This is a genomic window from Metabacillus sp. 22489 (genome assembly GCF_052044855.1).
Classification (GTDB): Bacteria; Bacillota; Bacilli; order Bacillales; family Bacillaceae; genus Metabacillus; species Metabacillus niabensis.
Genome location: NZ_JBQENT010000013.1, coordinates 43,282 through 60,038, shown reverse-complemented (window position 1 = coordinate 60,038; position 16,757 = coordinate 43,282). Strand labels below are relative to the sequence as shown.

Here is a 16,757-nt window from a genome sequence, read left to right as displayed (position 1 = left end):
TACATAGCTGTTAAGAGAAAGGATACATCCATCCAAGCGATGAAAAGGAGCGAGTATATGGAAAATATCATTATAAATCCAATTTTAACAGGCTTTAATCCAGATCCTTGTATCATTCGAGTTGATGATGATTACTACATTGTTACATCAACTTTTGAATGGTACCCCGGTGTTCCAGTCTATCATTCTAAGGATCTACGACATTGGCGTCATTTAACGAATATTTTAACAGAGCATACGAATTTCTCAGGGAATCCTGATTCGTGTAGTGTCTGGGCTCCTGCATTGAGCTATCACAATGGATTATTTTATCTCGTTTATACCGATGTGAAAAGAGGGAAGTATCCATTTAAGGATGCCCATAATTACTTAATTACTGCAGAGGAGATAACAGGTCCATGGTCAGAACCAATCTTCTTAAATAGTGGTAACTTTGATCCGTCTTTGTTCCATGATGAGGATGGGAGAAAATGGTTGTTAAATGTCTGTTGGGATTATCGGATTGAAGGAAGAAACAAGTCGTATGGCATTTTCATGCAAGAGTATTCCGAAAAGGAAAAGCAGCTAATTGGTCCACTCTATAAAATTTTTGATGGAACTGAATTGAGGAAAACAGAGGCACCTCACATTTATAAGCAAAATGGTTACTATTATCTTATTACGGCTGAGGGTGGAACAGGAAAAACACATGCTGTCACAGTTGCTCGGTCGAAGAAGATAACTGGCCCATATGAGGTTGATCCGAAAAATCCGATGTTAACATCTGCTCATAATGAACAACTAACCTTACAAAAAGCAGGGCATGCAAGCCTTGTTTGTACACAGACAAATGAATGGTTTATCGCCCATTTATGCAGTCGTCCAGTTAAAGGGAAGTATTCGATATTAGGACGGGAAACGGCCTTGCAACGTGTAAAATGGACCGAGGATGGCTGGCTACGTCTTGAAGGGGGAGGAAATGAACCGAAGGATGAAGTGAAGGCCCCTAATTTACCAGTATATCAATTTCAAGAAGATAGCAATGATACTGATGATTTTAATGGCGAAATGTTACATAAAACATGGAATACACTTCGTCGCCCTGCGGATGAATCATGGGTTTCATTATCAGAACGGAAGGGATATTTACGTATTAAAGGCGGAGAATCGTTGCACTCTTTAACAGACCAACATTTGCTTGCAAGGAGACAGCAACATTTTCAATGTGAAGTGGAGACAGCTGTCGATTTTGCGCCAAAGTCGTTTTTGCAAATGGCTGGATTGGTTCTTTATTACAACACAGATAATTATGTGTATTTCTACCTTTCATATGATGAAGAAAAAGGAAAATGTCTTAACGTAATGAAATGTGAATGGGGAGAGTTCGAATATATCCCGCTCATCATTCCGATTGGTGAAGCAAGGGTATGTAAATTAAAGGCAAAAATTGAAGAGGACCTTGTACAGTTTAGTTATGCCTATGAAGGGGATAATTGGAATTTATTGAAGAAACCAATCAGTATTGCCCATCTTTCTGATGAAGGGAATGGCTTTACAGGGAATTTTGTAGGAATATGTGTCCAAGACTTACAAGGAACGAAGCTGCATGCTGATTTTGATTATTTTCATTATCGTCCAATAAATAATAATCTAGAAGGTGATATGAAATGAAAACTATAACAGAAAACTGGGCCCAGCGTATGGTAGATTCAGTAATAGCACGGAGACCATTGCTTTCAAAAGGAATTTATCAAGATAAATGGTCATATGATTATGGGGTTGTTCTTAAAGGTACGGAATTAGTATGGAGAAAAACAGGTGATGCTAAGTATTTTGACTATATAAAGAAAAATATGGATGCGTTTGTTAGTGAGGATGGTAATATACGAGAATATGATATCGAAGCATTTAATATTGATCATATCAATAACGGGAAGGTGTTATTAACACTATATAAGGAAACAGGTGAACAAAAATATAAAAAAGCAATTGATCTTTTACGGACGCAATTACAATATCACCCACGGACAGCTGAAGGGGCGTTTTGGCATAAGAAGGTATATCCATACCAAATTTGGCTTGACGGCCTATATATGGGGGCTCCATTCTATGCGGAATATGTAAAGGAATTCGGTGATGAAGATGAATTTGATGATATTGTGAAGCAATTTATCCTTTGTGTGAAAAATACAAAGGATGAAGAAACAGGTCTTCTCTATCATGCGTTCGATGAAAAAAGGGTTCAACCTTGGTGTCATCCTGAGACAGGTCACTCAGAAAACTTTTGGGGACGTTCGATGGGCTGGTTTGCCATGGCATTAGTCGATACAATTCCTCTCTTCCCTGATGGACATCAAGGTAAACAATTATTACAAGGATATTTAAATGACATCCTCAAGGCGCTCATGGATGTACAGGATAAGGACACAGGTGTATGGTATCAGGTATTAAATAAAGGGGATCGCAAAGGAAACTATTTAGAGGCGTCTGCTTCCTGTATGATTTTGTATGCGATTGCAAAAGGTGTGCGTTTAGGCTATTTAGCAAGAGAATGGCAGGATGTAGCCAAAACTGTCTATCGTGGAATATTGACTGAATTTATAACCGTAACAAAGGATGGCTATGTCAATCTTAATAAAGTATGCCAGGTCGCAGGACTTGGTGGTCCGGATAATCGTGATGGCACGTTTGAATACTACATTAGCGAGCCGATCATTACAAATGATTTAAAAGGGGTAGGAGCGTTTATTTTAGCTGCTGCAGAAATTGAAAACTAATCGGCGAAAGGGGATTGGAACATGGTTTCAACAGTAACGTCAAGCGTATATGATATTAAACAATTTGGTGCAGTCTGTGATGGTTTGACGGTTAATACAAAAGCTATTGCCCAGGCAATTGAAGCATGCTTTAAAGCTGGTGGAGGTACAGTCTATGTGCCTGCAGGGAGATTTCTAACAGGTGCTGTCATTTTAAAAAGCAATGTGAATTTATATCTTGAAGCAGGAGCAGTTCTTATTTTTTCCGAGGATGTGAATGAGTATCCTGTCGTCCAATCACGCTGGGAAGGAGTTAAAAGAGATGTGTATGCATCTTGTATTTATGCAGAGAATAGTGAAAATATCTCCATTACAGGACATGGAACGTTGGATGGTCAAGGCTCGTTTTGGTGGGAACTGTTCCGGAATAAAGAAAATGAGTATCCAAGACCGAAGCTAGTAAGCTTTGATTCTTGTAAACACGCAACCATTTCTGGAATAAAAATGATTAATTCCCCAAGTTGGACTGTGAATCCGATTTGCTGTGAAGATGTGACGATTCACAATATAACAATTGTCAATCCGAGTGATTCTCCTAATACAGATGGAATTGACCCAGAGTCATGTCGAAATGTTCGCATCTCTGATTGTCATATTGATGTTGGTGATGATTGTATTGCAATTAAAGCGGGAACAGAGGATACGGTTGAACGAGTAGCATGTGAGAATATTACGATTACGAACTGCACGATGATTCATGGACATGGTGGAGTTGTATTAGGGAGTGAGATGAGCGGTGATATCCGCAATGTTACAGTAACAAACTGTGTATTTGAAGGAACAGATCGTGGAATCCGCCTGAAATCAAGAAGGGGACGTGGCGGAATTGTCGAGGATATTCGTGTTAGCAATATTGTGATGAACGGTGTCATTTGTCCTTTTATCGCAAATCTTTATTATTTCTGCGGTCCACGTGGAAAAGAAAAATATGTTTGGGATAAAAATCCGTACCCAATTACAGAGGAAACACCACGTTTCCGGAGAATTCATTTTTCAAACATTACAGCAAGAGAAGTGAGTGCTGCTGCAGGGTTTCTCTATGGCCTAGCTGAAATGTATGTGGAAGATGTCACTTTTGAGCATGTCTCTGTAGCAATGGCAGAGGATGCTGAGCCTGGATTGCCTGCGATGATGTCTGAGCTTGAGCCAATGAAGCAGCGTGGCTTTTACTGTGGAAATGTATCAGATATCGGATTTTACAATGTGACTGTTAGCAATCATGAAGGTCCTGCCTTTTACGTGGAGAATGGCCGTGATATTGAATTTAGTAAGTGTAAATCAAAGCAGCCGAAAACAAAAGACAAAATGATTGTCTTAAAGAACGTTACCGTGTCTGAGCATGAGCTTTCATAAAAAGGGGAGTTGAAAACATGGATAAACAGCTCCGTAGAAAGAAAATAATTGAATTGCTTGGTGATTTACCAGATTCATCGAGAGAGATTTCTGTTGAAAAAGTTCATGAAGAAATAAGAGATTCATTTGTTGTTGAAGAATTAGTCCTTGATTTAAACGGTCTTGAATTGGTGCCGGCTTATTTTGCTCGTCCACTTGAGAGGAAAGGGAAGCTACCGGTCATTTTATTCAATCACTCACACGGTGGTCAATATCATGTAGGCAAAACGGAACTAATAACGAGCAGCCATTATTTACAAAAACCGTCTTATGCGAAGCAACTAACTGAATTAGGTTATGGTGTTTTATGTATTGATGCGTGGGGATTTGGTGAACGTAGAGGCAAGTCTGAGAGTGAAATTTTTAAAGAGATGCTATGGAAAGGACAGGTCATGTGGGGAATGATGGTGTTTGATAGCATCCGTGCAATTGACTACTTACTTACTAGAGATGATGTTGATTCTTCGAGAATTGCAACAGTTGGAATGTCAATGGGTGGACTTATGTCTTGGTGGTTAGCAGCACTTGATGAAAGGGTTACAGTCTGTATCGACATTTGTGGTCAGGTTGATGCTTCGTCATTAATCAAAGTACGCGGCCTTGATCATCACGGTTTCTATTCATATGTTCCAAAGCTCGTCAAATACTTTCAAACAGCAGATATCCAAGAATGCATTTCACCACGTCCTCATTTAAGTGTTGTTGGTACGTATGACAGACTAACTCCTTATGAAGGGCTATGTAAAATTGATGAGGCGTTAACAAAGTGCTATGAACAGGAAGGGTACTCTAAGCATTGGAAAATGGAGCGTTATCATTGTGGGCATATAGAAACAGCAAGCATGCGTAACAAGGTCTGTTCGTTTTTACAAAACTATTTATAGGGTGATAGAGATGATTGTTGCACAGGATGGAACGGGACAATTTACGTCGATACAGGAGGCTATAAACAGTATTCCAAAAGACAATAAAACCGATGTAACGATTCAGATTAAAGACGGAGTGTATAAGGAAAAGCTTGTCATTGATAAGCCTTACATTACGTTAGAAGGAGCATGTTATGAAAACGTTAAAATAACGTACGATGACTATGCATTAAAACAGCTCCCTAATGGAGAAAAAATGGGGACCTTTGCAACCTACACAGCACTGATAACAGGTGATTATTTTACCGCAAAAAACATAACATTTGAAAACTCGGCTGGCTGTGGATCTGTCGTTGGGCAAGCAGTAGCTGTCTATATTGATGCAGATATAATAAGGTTTGAGAATTGTGCCTTACTCGGTCATCAGGATACGCTATTCATCGCCCTATTGCCACCGAAGCCTATCGAAGGGAATCGTTTCGGAGGTCCAAGGGATGGATTGGAACGCAAAGTTGGCAGAAGCTATTTTCATCACTGCTATATAGAAGGTGATATCGATTTTATTTTTGGTTCAGGTAAAGCCTTTTTTGAAGAGTGTGAAATCTTTAGCCTAAATCGTAATGAAGAAGTGAACGGCTATATTACTGCAGCTTCAACACCAATTGATGAGCAGTATGGCTTTGTCTTTCACAACTGCCGATTAAAAAGCGGTGCTAACAGCAGGACGGTTTACCTAGGGAGACCGTGGCGTGATTATGCGAAGACAATCTTTATCAACTGCTGGATGGGAGCTCATATTAAGGAAGAGGGCTGGCATAATTGGGAGAAGCGACATGCTGAGGAAACTATCTTTTATGCGGAATATAATAGTAGTGGGCCAGGAGGGGTTTGTGATAGAAGGGTGAAATGGTCAAAACAGTTAACAGAAAAGGAAGCACGGGAGTTTTCACTTGAAAATGTACTAGGCTTAAACATGTTAAGAAATAGGAATGACCATAGAGTAACGATTTTTTTAGCAGGGGATTCAACTGTAGAGGATGTTGAGCCTAATAAGGGAAATCAACAGGGCTGGGGTCAGCAATTGCCGCATTTTTTTACGAGCGGAGTAAGGATAATAAATAAAGCAAAGGGTGGACGCAGTACAAAAAGCTTTATTAACGAGGGACGCCTTCAGGATATTTCCAAGTCAATTCAGGAGAATGATTATTTGTTTATTCAATTTGGCCATAATGATCAAAAAATTGAAGATGAATCAAGAGGAACAGAGCCGTGGGGCACGTATCAAATGTATCTTACTCTTTTTATAGATGCTGCAAGGGAACGAGGCGCAAAGCCAATACTCATAACACCGGTTCATCGACGGAATTTTGTCGATGGTCATTTTGTCGATGCTATGGGTGAATATCCAGCTGCAATGAAAGAGCTTGCTGCAAATCTCCATGTACCTGTTATTGATTTATGGGAAAAATCGCGAATTTTTTATGAAAAGCTTGGTGAAGAAGAAACGAAGCAGCTATTTGCTTGGTATGAGCTAGATAATCCAGATAAGCCTCAGGATAATACGCATTTTAGCAAGTATGGAGCAAAAAAAATTGCTGAGCTTGTCATCGAGGGAATAAAGGAGCTAGAATTGGATATTTGCCATTTTCTAATTGAACAGCAGGAACAAGTAAAATAATTTGATAATCTATCAAAATTACTGTACTTTACAAAATGAGCTAATATAATAGGTTAAGCCCAAATCATCAAAAAGATTTGGGCTTTTGCTTAATATTTTACATACTGACTGGTTGATTTAATTGTCTTGATCGTTTTACTAAAATCATTATCCCTGCTGTTAGTAATAGAATGGGTAGGATAATGGTAAATAAGGAAAGAACTCCAAGGATAATAAAGAGCGTTGCTGCAACACGTGGGTACTTATTTATTATAAAGACTCCAACAAAATTAACGACAGTCAGAAGAATCGAGCATGTCAGAATGAACCCCATAAACCCTTGGGCAAGATTTATCATTTCGTCCAAAAATTCGTCCATTGTCATTTCTAAATTATTTTTTTCTAGCTCTTCTGCAATGACAGGATCGTTACTATATGCATCGTGTAAAAAGTCCTTTAATGCAGGATTGTCAATTTGAAGAAAGATAATCAATACAACAAGTGCTCCTAGCAAAAAGAGAACACCAGAAATAATTGATAATATTTTTGGAACCTTTAAGTTTAACGTCATTGTTTCACCTCTAATTTAGTCATCGTATATATTATATATTTCATTTAAACTAAAATCTATCATAATATACAGAAAGTGGGTATCTCTATTATTTTACCTTTATTTATGAAAAAAAATATGTTATAACTTTATCCAACTATAAAGGGAAAATATGTAATCAAGGATGAAGACGAATGATAAAAAAGAGGATTTGCAGGATAGTAGCAGTGATGTTTGTTATGCTCGTCCTTTATTTCTTATGGACAGCAATCAGCATTTGGTCGTTTGCAAATAAAATGGAGCTTGAACAATCAGATGCTGCAGCTGTATTAGGAGCTGCTGCCTGGGGAGATAAGCCTTCGCCTGTTTTTCGTGAAAGGATTAATCACGCGATTTGGTTGTACGAAAATGGCTATGTTTCAAAGCTTATTTTTACAGGTGGGAAAGGAAATGGAGCAAAGTATGCTGAATCTGAGGTTGCAAAAATCTATGCGATCAAACAAGGTGTTCGGGAAAATGATATTTTAATAGAAACGAACTCAAAAATGACAGAAGAAAATCTTGAAGAGGTAAAGAAAATTGCTATTAATGAAGAATTTAAGACGCTAACAATAGTTAGTGATCCTTTACATATGAAACGAGCAATGGCGATTGCCCATCATCTTGATTTAAAAGTTAATTCCTCCCCTACACAAACCTCTGTATACAAAACATTAAAAACGAAAGGTCCATTTTTGATTAAGGAGACGTTTTATTACATTGGCTATAAATTATTTACTTTGTATTAAAGAAGGGTGATGCTAATGATACATCTCTACCATTATTATGAAAAAAGAGTTGGTCCTTTCAAAAGTCTAACTCAATTGGAGGATAATGAAGCCGAAGCTATATTAAAGAAGCTTCGGTTGGAAAATAAAACATTTGCTGCTAGAAGAAGTCAGCAATATTTAGAGCATAGAAGAGAGATTGAACGAAAGGTTAAAGAGCTATTTATTCAAAAGGGAGGGAAACCGATAACGTCTACACCACATTATTTTGTTTATGAACCATGTCCCTGGTTGCTTGAATGGTTTGAAGATGGAAAAGAAATTCGAATACCATTGAGTTTCTTTAATCCTACTGCAATTAGTTTTACATATGGTGATTCCTTTCCAGCAATGAATGCACAGGACGAGAAACCATATAGGGGTCATGTTTATACTTTGGCTGAAATAGAGGGATTAATTACAAAATTTGGTTTACCGCAATTATGGAATGCGGATGGGAAATTAGGACCTGAACGCTATATTGAAGTACAAGTATGGGATGACAACCATCTAAATAAATCTATCTGGGAGGAGTAAAGATGAATTTTATTTTACTATTTGGACCTCAAGCAGTTGGGAAAATGACAGTCGGCCAGGAGCTTGAAAAGAGAACAGGCTATAAACTTTTTCACAATCATATGACAATTGAATTGCTTCATCCCTTCTTCGGGTTTGGAGATGAAATGTGGAGAATATCAGATGTCATACGAGAGGAGATTTTTAAATCTGCCTCGAAAATCCAATTAGATGGATTGATTTTTACTTATGTATGGGCATTTAATATGCAAGAGGATTGGGATTTCGTAGAGAAAACAAGTCGGATTTTTGAAGAAAATGGGGATAATGTTTATTTCGTAGAGCTTGAGGCTGATCTAAATGTTAGGCTTGAGCGAAATCAAACACCAAATCGATTAGCACATAAACCGACAAAACGGAATATTTTCCAATCTGAAACAGAGCTGAAAAATTCAATGGAGAACTATCGTTTAAACTCGAGTGTCGGAGAAATAAAAAGAAAAAACTATTTAAGAATCAATAATACACATATGACTTCACAAGAAGTAGCGACACGAATTCAAGAGACATTTCATTTTACTAGCAAATAAAACAGCCATTTTAGAGGATAGCTGTTTTATTTGCGTTATAATATATTATAAGCTTTTAAGTGTATAAAGATCATTCCTTCTTTGTTTAAGTAGCGGAAGTTCTCTCCTCACCTTTTCTACCTGTTGTAGGTTTAATTCAACGATCATGTAACCTTCCTTTTCATCAAGCTGCTGAACAATCTCTCCCCATGGTGAAACAGCAATGGAATGTCCGTAAGAAGTATAGCTTGCTGATAAATCACGTGCTGGGGCGCATCCGATCATAAATACTTGATTATCTAAGGCGCGATTTCGAAATAAAACATTCCAATGAGCTGGTCCTGTAGTCATATTAAAGGCGCCAGGAACGATAATCACTTTTGCTTCTTGATCAACCATTAATCTTGATAGCTCGGGAAATCGAATATCGTAGCAAATACAAAGTCCAATTTTCCCAAACTCAGTATCGAATACAGTTATTTCGTTACCAGCTGTTAATGTATCTGATTCTTTAAATCGCTGACGACCCGCTACATCGATATCAAATAAATGCATTTTTCGATGCTTAGCAATTTTCTCGCCTTTACGATTAAATACATAGGACGTATTAAAAATATGATTATTCTCATCCTTTTCTGGCATTGAGCCAGCAACAAGGTATATCCCGTATTCCTTCGCGAAATTTGCCATTACACGATAGCATTCTCCACCTTCTCGTTCTGCGTAAATAGGGAAGTTTGGCGTTTCATATGGGCAACAAAACATTTCAGGTAATATCGCTATATCAATTCCTTCCTTTACAGCATTTTTAAAATATTCATTTGCTGTGTCGATATTTTTTTGTTTATCCTCGTCAACGCGCATTTGTATAATAGCTGCCTTTATCTTCATCACCTATACTCCTTTCCTTTACTTAGTTTCATAAATTCAATATAGTTTATTTTCATAGTAGTCGCAATTTATTATGGATGGTGTACACTTATCATATTTTTTGACCAGGATAACTTATGCTATAGTTAGGGAAATGAAAAAGCGAAGGCGAGTGAATGTAATGACAACAGAAAAACTTTATTATGAAAATCAATACATTCGTTCATTTTCATCAAAGCTACTTAAACAGGGTAAGGATGAAAATGGACGTATTTACATAGTGTTAGAGAAAACGGCTTTTTATCCAACTGGTGGGGGACAACCTCATGATACTGGGACAATAAACGGGATAAATGTGGTTGATATCGTTGAAGTTGATGGAGAAATCCGTCATTTTATTGAGAAGCCGATTGATGAACAGAATGAATGCAATTGTGAAATCAACTGGGATCGACGCTTTGACCATATGCAGCAGCATGCAGGACAGCATATTTTATCTGCAGCTTTTGAGGAGACTTATGGTTACAAAACGATTAGTTTTCACTTAGGTAAGGAAATTTGTACGATTGATTTGGATATAGCTAATCTTACAGAAGAAGAAGCTGATGTTGTAGAGAAGCTAGCAAATCACATCATCATTGAAAATCGCCCGATTGAAGCGAAGTGGGTAACAGAGAGTGAGCTTGAGCATTACTCCTTACGAAAAGAGCTTTCTGTCTCGGAGAATATTCGCCTTGTAATTATCCCGAGTTTTGATTATTACGGCTGTGGAGGAACACATCCTAGCTCAACAGGGCAGGTCCAATCACTAAAAATTTTACAATGGGAGAAGCAAAAAAAGCATACTCGTGTGCAATTTGTTTGCGGTAATCGAGTGATAACCCAGCTCAGTCAAAAACAGAAGGTTATCCAATCTCTAACAGGGATTTTAAATGCTCCGCAGGACAAAATGGAGGAAGCTGCTAATCGAATCCTGAGGCAATCGAAGGAGTTTGAAAAAAATCTAGATGAGCTGAAAAATAAATTGCTAGATTATGAGGCTAGTACGTTAATAAATGAGCAGCAGATGGTTGTTAATATAAAAATCGTCAAGAAAATCTTTTATAATTACTCTATTCCAGATCTACAGAAATTAGCTAGAACTATTGTGGGAAAAACAAATGATGTTCTTGTTTTCTTTATTAATGAACAGGAGGATAAGCTACAGTTTGTTTGTGCAAAAGGAACTGAGCTCCCTTTCAATATGAATGAGGTAGTAAAGAGGAATATCCCGCTTGTTAACGGAAAAGGTGGTGGAAATGATTCGTTTGCTCAAGGGGGCGGAGAGAAGGTCTTATCAGCAAATCAATTAATGGACGAGTTGGTCAGCTCGGTTCGTACTCTTAATAATGGAAAATACTCTTAACATATAAGAGATGAAAAGGGATTGAATGAAGCAAAATAGAGAGAAAGAAACAAAAGGCTTGAGTCATATATGAATACAAAAAAGAAATTTCCTGATCATTTTTATTATCGGTAATAGGATTAATCTTTTACAATTCATTGCTTAGTCTTGGAGATTGAAATGAAAGCGGCTGTTCAAAGGAGCAGTCGTTTTTTTTGATTACTTGGATCTAGAATTAGATGATGTCATAAGTCGTCATGAAATGGATATATGTAAGTTTGATGAATGATATTATTTTGGATTATTTGAGTCCAGATGAGGTTATTATTAAAGTGAAGTATTATAAAGAATACAACGAATAGAGCTCTGATAGAACCTGGTCATACCATTTAAATTTAAGTGTATTGGGGGGATGAAAAAATGAAAAAAGTACTTACATTTGGTGAAAAACAAAAAGGAAAGCAATACATGCGAAGACCAGCCGTCTATTGCTTAATATTCAATAAATCGAGAGACAAAATAGCGATTATTCAAACAAAGGATCATCATTATTTGCTTCCAGGCGGTGGAATAGAAGCTGGTGAAACACATGAGGAATGTTTAAAAAGAGAAGCGCTTGAAGAGATAGGAATGGAGTTAGAAATAGGTTCTTTTATAGGTTGTGCACAAAACTACTTTTATTCTAAAAACGAAAATATCTATTATCTCAATGAGGGATATTTTTATTTATGTAATCAATTGAAACTAATAGGTGAGCCAGCAGAGGCAGATCATACCTTAAAATGGGTAAATCCACATCATGCGATTGAAACATTAGTCCATGCTCATCAAAGTTGGGCAGTGAAGGAGGCTATTAAACGATATTTTCTTAAGCATGGAGAGTAAATGAATAATGACAGATGATAATAGTGGAGGATTACTGTTGTTTAATTAAAAAAATCACGAGATAAGGCCTGTTACTCCTTTTTACTTGATCAATGATATATTCCATATAATTGAAAATAAATAATATTTTTAAACGAAATACATTTATATCATAGGTAATATCAATATAATAAAACTTAATACTAAAAAAATACAAATGAGGGATATACATTGAACTGTTTAGTAAAGGGGTTTTACAGCTTAGTTACTGTTTTCATATCTATAACCTTGTTTGGGGTTATTTTATATTTCTTGCAGTCAGGTAAACTAGAATATGCTCCTAGTTCTATCCTCTTGTTAATTTCACCTTTAGTTCTAGCATTATCAGGTATCGTTAAATATATGTTCTTTACTAATAAGGCTAGCATAAACACTAGAAAAAAATTTACTCTTCAATTATTGGTTATTAGTTCTTTATTGTTTTTTGTTTCTCTTTATTTTTTTATCACTAATTTTAATAACAGTCACCTATCTATAGCAGGAATTTACTTAGTTTGTACAGTCTCAATAATCTATGACCTCTTAGACTCAAAAAAACGAATGAAAACAAATAATATTTAATGGGAAAGCTCTGATTATTCGTTTTTTAGATCAAACTGTATTATTTTCTGTCATAATCCTTTAGAGAGTAAGCCCAAAAAGTTTGTTTCTTTTACTTATCATCTCAACTTTTGATCAATAGAAGGTAAGTAAATTATTTTTGAACCACATCCCACATCCTTTTACAGCCCCCTAAAAATTCATTTTTTTGTAATGCTTATTATATTGAATAGTAATATGGATAATACATTTAAGAATTAACAAAGAAATGGCTGGACAAACTAACCTATACAAATTTTTAGGAGGGCATTTGATGAATGATCAAAACCATAGGACGAAAAGCTCTGCGTCAGAGCTAGGTCTAATTTGGTCACAATATATGAATGATAGCTTATCATCCTGTGTTCTTAAATATTTTATTAAAAATGTTGAAGATGAGGAGATTGGTGATGTATTGCGTTATGCTTTTGAATTAGCAGAAGCACATCTTGAAAAGGTTAGATATTTCCTAACTCAGGAGAATTACCCGATTCCAAAAGGATTTTCTGATAAAGATGTTAATGTTAATGCACCAGCTCTATTTACAGATACATATAAGCTTGTATATATACAGATAATGGCAATACATGGATTGACGAGGTATGCTGCTGCTGTCAGTAGTTCCTTACGTGAGGACTATATTAATTATTTTATTGACTGTACGAATGAAACTGCGAAATTATATGCTAGTTCTAGCAATGTTTTATTACAAAAAGGAATTGTCAGTAAGCCTCCTACACTAAATAATCAACAAAAGGTTGATTTTGTAACGGATCAATCTTTCTTAACAGGGTTTCTTGGTGAGCGTAGACCATTAAATGCGGTTGAAATAAGTGGAACATATCTCAACATGCAAAAAACAATGGTAAAAATGGTGCTTGAGCTAGGATTTGGTCAGGTGGCTAAATCTAAAAAGGTTCGGGAATATATGGAACGAGGACGACAGGTTTGCCAAAAGCATTTTGATCGTCTTACAACAAAGGTGAAAAAGGACAATTTACATATACCTAGAACCTTTGAGACAGAGGTTACTGATTCAACGGTTGCTCCCTTTTCAGACAAGCTAATGCTTTTTCATATAACGGCACTTCTTTCTTCGGCAATAGGCTATTATGGCGAGGCATTGGCATTATGTCAAAGAAGAGATTTGGCCGCTGCTTATATACGTATGATAACAGAGATAGGGTTGCTAGCAGAGGATGGAATGAATCTATTAATAGAAAATGGCTGGTTTGAACAGCCTCCAATAGCTACTGACCATGAAGGGTTGGCAAAAAGTGATTAAATGAAATTGCTGGTGGCATTTGTCTTAAATAATTGGAATTTCATTGTGCAGATTATATTGAAGCATCTATCAAATGATTTAGATAGGTGCTTTTTTTGTTATGGTTAGTAAATTGTTAATGGATTAACGTTTCAAAGAAGGATAAATGTTATACTATAATTAACAATTTAATCTGTTTAAAAGGAGACGATAGTATTGAAAATCAATATGCTTATTTCTCTCACTTCAATAAAAGAACAACAGGAAAATAATAGATATGAAATAGGGATCAAAACTTTTGAGTCATCGATTCGTCCAATTAAAGGAGATATTATTGATGACCCTGGATTTGATTCACGGTTTCATAATGGGTATGAGGTTGTAAAAGTGACGATTAATTATGAGCAAAATGAATGCTTTGTTTCTCTACATCCACTTGCTATCGAAATAGAGGAAATAAGTATCAATGACTATATAGAAAAGCTTGTAGCAAATGGATGGCGTATTGTTTCAAAAGAAGAGTTAGTCAATAGTTAAAAATATAAAAGTGAGAGTTAATGTTGAGCATTTCTTATCATAAAGAGAAATGCTTTTTTTATTTGTCTATGACTTGGAGACGCTATATAAGGAATATCCATTCAACACTGGTATAGGGTTATGTAACAGAATGTTTTAGAAATGTGGAAATTGGAGTGTGAGATTAAAAAACTATTAGAGGTCGTTTTGAAGCAGTTATTTGCTTTACGACAATCATATTAATAGGTGTTTAAAAAAATTTATTTTATGATAAAGGAAGGACAACCAATAGCAACACGAAATAAAAATTTATAAAGCTCGATTATCTGTATTAGAGATCTAGGTTTACTTACATCTTTGGAGGACATTATCGTGAAGACAGAAGAGAAATTTAAAAATTCAGGTATTGAAATAGGGCTATATACTTTGGGGGATATCAGTAAAGATCCTCTTTCAGGGAGAAAAATTAGTGCAGAGCAACGGATGAAGGAAATCGTTGAAGCAGCAAAACTTGCCGACGAAGCTGGACTTGATTTATTTGGAGTTGGTGAGCATCATCGTTTGGATTATGCTGTTTCAGCTACTCCAGTTATGTTAGCGGCGATTTCACAGCAAACAAAACAAATTAAATTAACAAGTGCGACGACCGTATTAAGTACAGTTGATCCGGTTCGGCTTTATGAGGATTTTGCAACTTTGGATTTACTTTCAGGTGGGCGTGCCGAAATTATTGCTGGTCGGGGAGCGTTTCTAGAATCATTTCCATTGTTTGGTTTTAATACAAAGGATTATGACGCATTATTTTCAGAAAATATCGATCTCTTTTTACAGCTTAATAAACATGAGAAAATAACATGGGAAGGTCGCTTTCGTTCGTCTTTACATAATGCGGAAATTGCCCCTCGACCGCTCCAGCGTGAGATTCCAATTTGGATAGGGGTTGGTGGGACAAAGGAGAGCGCAGTTCGTGCAGGTCATTTAGGAGTTGGTATGGCTGTCGTTATTCTTGACGGTGATCCATATCGCTTTCAACCATTAGTAGATATTTATCGTAAAGCTGGATTAGAGGCAGGTCATGATCTCCAACAATTACAAGTAGCAGTAACAGGACATGGTTATATTGCAAAGACATCAAAGCAGGCTAAGGAAGAGTTTTATCCTTATTATGCTCATTATAAAGAGTCCGTTTATGAGCAAAGAGGTATGGAGTATACGTTATCTAGAGCGGATTATGATCAAATGGTGGGCGCTGATTCCGCTTTGTTTGTTGGAAGTCCTGAAGAGATTGCTGAAAAAATTCTTCGCCAATATGAGCTTTTTCATCATCAACGGTTTATCGCACAGATTGATATAGGTGGTATTCCTTTTGAAAAGGTTGCGAAAGGAATTGAATTACTAGCTACAGAAGTGGCACCAATCGTGCGTAAAGCGACGAGTAGGTAAAAGGATTATAAAAAGGACCATATTTGGTCCTTTTAATTATTTTTCAAATGGGATTATGCCGGTTGCTTCATCTATTAATCCTTCGTCAACTGTCTCATCAATTTCACTTTGGCTTTGAATTGATGATGAAGTAATGCTGCTATTATTAAAGAGACTGTCCCTTACCTTTATCCCTTGTTGTCCTCCAGCTTCATCATTGTTGTTACCAGCAATTCCACTTCGACCATTTCCATTAGCAAATTGTGACTGATTATTTTGGGCAGAGCTATGATCAATCGCATTTTGACCACCTTGATTCGCATTCGTTCCAACATTTCTATTGATCTGACCGCCACCCTCTGCCCGTTGCTCAAGCTGGATATTTTTGTTGCCAAGTATATAAGCATTTTGAATATGGATATTGACGGTTACACCCTCTCCTGCATTACGTTTGTTTTTGTAATGAATCGTGAATTGTTTATCTTCTCTATTCATATCTTTCCCTTTTCCCTCCTTACTAATAGGTTAGGATACACTTTAATATATTGAAGACATTATTCTTTCGGTTGGACAGTTTGGCAGATAATCCTGCATATGAAATTTTGCTTTAAAAAGTTTGAGTAACAACCGATATAAAAGGGTGGATT

General features: G+C 36.5%; 16 protein-coding genes and 1 pseudogene. 14 read left to right on the top strand and 3 right to left on the bottom strand.

Features of this window, described 5'->3' with window-relative positions:
* Positions 1 to 57 precede the first annotated feature (57 nt).
* The 6 genes and pseudogenes from ACTJJ9_RS10140 (at position 58) to ACTJJ9_RS10115 (ending at position 6,731) form a co-directional block, all read left to right on the top strand.
* Complete coding sequence (locus ACTJJ9_RS10140) at positions 58 to 1,650, top strand: glycoside hydrolase family 43 protein (protein ID WP_145581923.1); 1,593 nt, start codon at positions 58 to 60, stop codon at positions 1,648 to 1,650.
* Positions 1,647 to 2,756 (top strand): glycoside hydrolase family 88 protein, encoded by a 1,110-nt coding sequence (locus ACTJJ9_RS10135; protein WP_145581921.1) that lies wholly within the window; start codon positions 1,647 to 1,649, stop codon positions 2,754 to 2,756. The genes ACTJJ9_RS10140 and ACTJJ9_RS10135 overlap by 4 nt, the downstream gene beginning before the upstream one ends.
* A gap of 21 nt (positions 2,757 to 2,777) precedes the next feature.
* The gene (locus tag ACTJJ9_RS10130; RefSeq protein ID WP_145581919.1) at positions 2,778 to 4,148 is read left to right on the top strand and encodes a glycoside hydrolase family 28 protein; all 1,371 of its coding nucleotides are present in this window, start codon (positions 2,778 to 2,780) and stop codon (positions 4,146 to 4,148) included.
* A 17-nt stretch (positions 4,149 to 4,165) separates the two neighbouring features.
* A complete protein-coding gene (locus ACTJJ9_RS10125) occupies positions 4,166 to 5,071 on the top strand; it encodes an alpha/beta fold hydrolase (RefSeq protein ID WP_145581916.1) in 906 nt (301 codons plus the stop codon).
* 10 nt (positions 5,072 to 5,081) lie between these two features.
* A pseudogene (locus tag ACTJJ9_RS10120) lies at positions 5,082 to 6,005 on the top strand (pectinesterase family protein); the annotation flags it as partial.
* A 21-nt stretch (positions 6,006 to 6,026) separates the two neighbouring features.
* The gene (locus ACTJJ9_RS10115; protein WP_145581935.1) at positions 6,027 to 6,731 is read left to right on the top strand and encodes a rhamnogalacturonan acetylesterase; all 705 of its coding nucleotides are present in this window, start codon (positions 6,027 to 6,029) and stop codon (positions 6,729 to 6,731) included.
* A gap of 97 nt (positions 6,732 to 6,828) precedes the next feature.
* Here the strand turns inward: ACTJJ9_RS10115 and ACTJJ9_RS10110 are convergent, their stop codons facing one another.
* A complete protein-coding gene (locus tag ACTJJ9_RS10110) occupies positions 6,829 to 7,281 on the bottom strand; it encodes a DUF4064 domain-containing protein (RefSeq protein WP_095302445.1) in 453 nt (150 codons plus the stop codon).
* A gap of 173 nt (positions 7,282 to 7,454) precedes the next feature.
* Here ACTJJ9_RS10110 and ACTJJ9_RS10105 point away from each other — a divergent pair, with 173 nt between their 5' ends.
* From ACTJJ9_RS10105 to ACTJJ9_RS10095, 3 genes are read left to right on the top strand one after another with little or no spacing between them, the layout of a single operon-like run.
* Positions 7,455 to 8,048 (top strand): YdcF family protein, encoded by a 594-nt coding sequence (locus tag ACTJJ9_RS10105; RefSeq protein ID WP_095302446.1) that lies wholly within the window; start codon positions 7,455 to 7,457, stop codon positions 8,046 to 8,048.
* A 15-nt stretch (positions 8,049 to 8,063) separates the two neighbouring features.
* Positions 8,064 to 8,603, top strand: coding sequence for a hypothetical protein (locus ACTJJ9_RS10100; RefSeq protein ID WP_145581914.1), 540 nt, complete (start codon positions 8,064 to 8,066; stop codon positions 8,601 to 8,603).
* A gap of 2 nt (positions 8,604 to 8,605) precedes the next feature.
* Complete coding sequence (locus ACTJJ9_RS10095) at positions 8,606 to 9,172, top strand: AAA family ATPase (RefSeq protein WP_145581912.1); 567 nt, start codon at positions 8,606 to 8,608, stop codon at positions 9,170 to 9,172.
* A 45-nt stretch (positions 9,173 to 9,217) separates the two neighbouring features.
* On the opposite strand, the gene ACTJJ9_RS10090 is transcribed toward ACTJJ9_RS10095, so the two are convergent.
* Positions 9,218 to 10,042, bottom strand: a complete 825-nt coding sequence (locus ACTJJ9_RS10090) for a carbon-nitrogen hydrolase family protein (protein ID WP_222124776.1) — start codon at positions 10,040 to 10,042, stop codon at positions 9,218 to 9,220.
* A 160-nt stretch (positions 10,043 to 10,202) separates the two neighbouring features.
* Between ACTJJ9_RS10090 and ACTJJ9_RS10085 the strand changes: the two genes are divergently transcribed.
* The 5 genes from ACTJJ9_RS10085 (at position 10,203) to ACTJJ9_RS10065 (ending at position 16,131) form a co-directional block, all read left to right on the top strand.
* Positions 10,203 to 11,426, top strand: a complete 1,224-nt coding sequence (locus tag ACTJJ9_RS10085) for an alanyl-tRNA editing protein (RefSeq protein ID WP_440768650.1) — start codon at positions 10,203 to 10,205, stop codon at positions 11,424 to 11,426.
* Between the two features lie 399 nt (positions 11,427 to 11,825).
* On the top strand, positions 11,826 to 12,290 hold the full coding sequence (locus ACTJJ9_RS10080) for an NUDIX domain-containing protein (protein ID WP_145581906.1): 465 nt from the start codon (positions 11,826 to 11,828) through the stop codon (positions 12,288 to 12,290).
* A gap of 892 nt (positions 12,291 to 13,182) precedes the next feature.
* Positions 13,183 to 14,193, top strand: a complete 1,011-nt coding sequence (locus ACTJJ9_RS10075; RefSeq protein ID WP_145581904.1) for a DUF3231 family protein — start codon at positions 13,183 to 13,185, stop codon at positions 14,191 to 14,193.
* Positions 14,194 to 14,388: 195 nt separating this feature from the next.
* On the top strand, positions 14,389 to 14,709 hold the full coding sequence (locus ACTJJ9_RS10070; protein ID WP_095302453.1) for a hypothetical protein: 321 nt from the start codon (positions 14,389 to 14,391) through the stop codon (positions 14,707 to 14,709).
* Between the two features lie 351 nt (positions 14,710 to 15,060).
* Positions 15,061 to 16,131 carry an LLM class flavin-dependent oxidoreductase gene (locus ACTJJ9_RS10065; RefSeq protein WP_145581902.1) on the top strand — a complete coding sequence of 357 codons (1,071 nt, stop codon included), beginning with the start codon at positions 15,061 to 15,063 and terminating at the stop codon, positions 16,129 to 16,131.
* Between the two features lie 36 nt (positions 16,132 to 16,167).
* Here ACTJJ9_RS10065 and ACTJJ9_RS10060 read toward each other — a convergent pair whose 3' ends face one another.
* The gene (locus ACTJJ9_RS10060) at positions 16,168 to 16,605 is read right to left on the bottom strand and encodes a hypothetical protein (protein WP_249922060.1); all 438 of its coding nucleotides are present in this window, start codon (positions 16,603 to 16,605) and stop codon (positions 16,168 to 16,170) included.
* Positions 16,606 to 16,757 lie beyond the last annotated feature (152 nt).

What these genes read in the sequence shown, in the direction of transcription:
- ACTJJ9_RS10075 (WP_145581904.1), top strand. Translation starts at nt 13,183, where the DNA reads ATGAATGATCAAAACCATAGGACGAAAAGCTCTGCGTCAGAGCTAGGT.
- ACTJJ9_RS10095 (WP_145581912.1), top strand. Translation starts at nt 8,606, where the DNA reads ATGAATTTTATTTTACTATTTGGACCTCAAGCAGTTGGGAAAATGACA.
- ACTJJ9_RS10140 (WP_145581923.1), top strand. Translation starts at nt 58, where the DNA reads ATGGAAAATATCATTATAAATCCAATTTTAACAGGCTTTAATCCAGAT.
- ACTJJ9_RS10060 (WP_249922060.1), bottom strand. Translation starts at nt 16,605, where the DNA reads ATGAATAGAGAAGATAAACAATTCACGATTCATTACAAAAACAAACGT.
- ACTJJ9_RS10080 (WP_145581906.1), top strand. Translation starts at nt 11,826, where the DNA reads ATGAAAAAAGTACTTACATTTGGTGAAAAACAAAAAGGAAAGCAATAC.
- ACTJJ9_RS10105 (WP_095302446.1), top strand. Translation starts at nt 7,455, where the DNA reads ATGATAAAAAAGAGGATTTGCAGGATAGTAGCAGTGATGTTTGTTATG.
- ACTJJ9_RS10130 (WP_145581919.1), top strand. Translation starts at nt 2,778, where the DNA reads ATGGTTTCAACAGTAACGTCAAGCGTATATGATATTAAACAATTTGGT.
- ACTJJ9_RS10090 (WP_222124776.1), bottom strand. Translation starts at nt 10,042, where the DNA reads ATGAAGATAAAGGCAGCTATTATACAAATGCGCGTTGACGAGGATAAA.
- ACTJJ9_RS10110 (WP_095302445.1), bottom strand. Translation starts at nt 7,281, where the DNA reads ATGACGTTAAACTTAAAGGTTCCAAAAATATTATCAATTATTTCTGGT.
- ACTJJ9_RS10100 (WP_145581914.1), top strand. Translation starts at nt 8,064, where the DNA reads ATGATACATCTCTACCATTATTATGAAAAAAGAGTTGGTCCTTTCAAA.
- ACTJJ9_RS10125 (WP_145581916.1), top strand. Translation starts at nt 4,166, where the DNA reads ATGGATAAACAGCTCCGTAGAAAGAAAATAATTGAATTGCTTGGTGAT.
- ACTJJ9_RS10135 (WP_145581921.1), top strand. Translation starts at nt 1,647, where the DNA reads ATGAAAACTATAACAGAAAACTGGGCCCAGCGTATGGTAGATTCAGTA.
- ACTJJ9_RS10115 (WP_145581935.1), top strand. Translation starts at nt 6,027, where the DNA reads ATGTTAAGAAATAGGAATGACCATAGAGTAACGATTTTTTTAGCAGGG.
- ACTJJ9_RS10085 (WP_440768650.1), top strand. Translation starts at nt 10,203, where the DNA reads ATGACAACAGAAAAACTTTATTATGAAAATCAATACATTCGTTCATTT.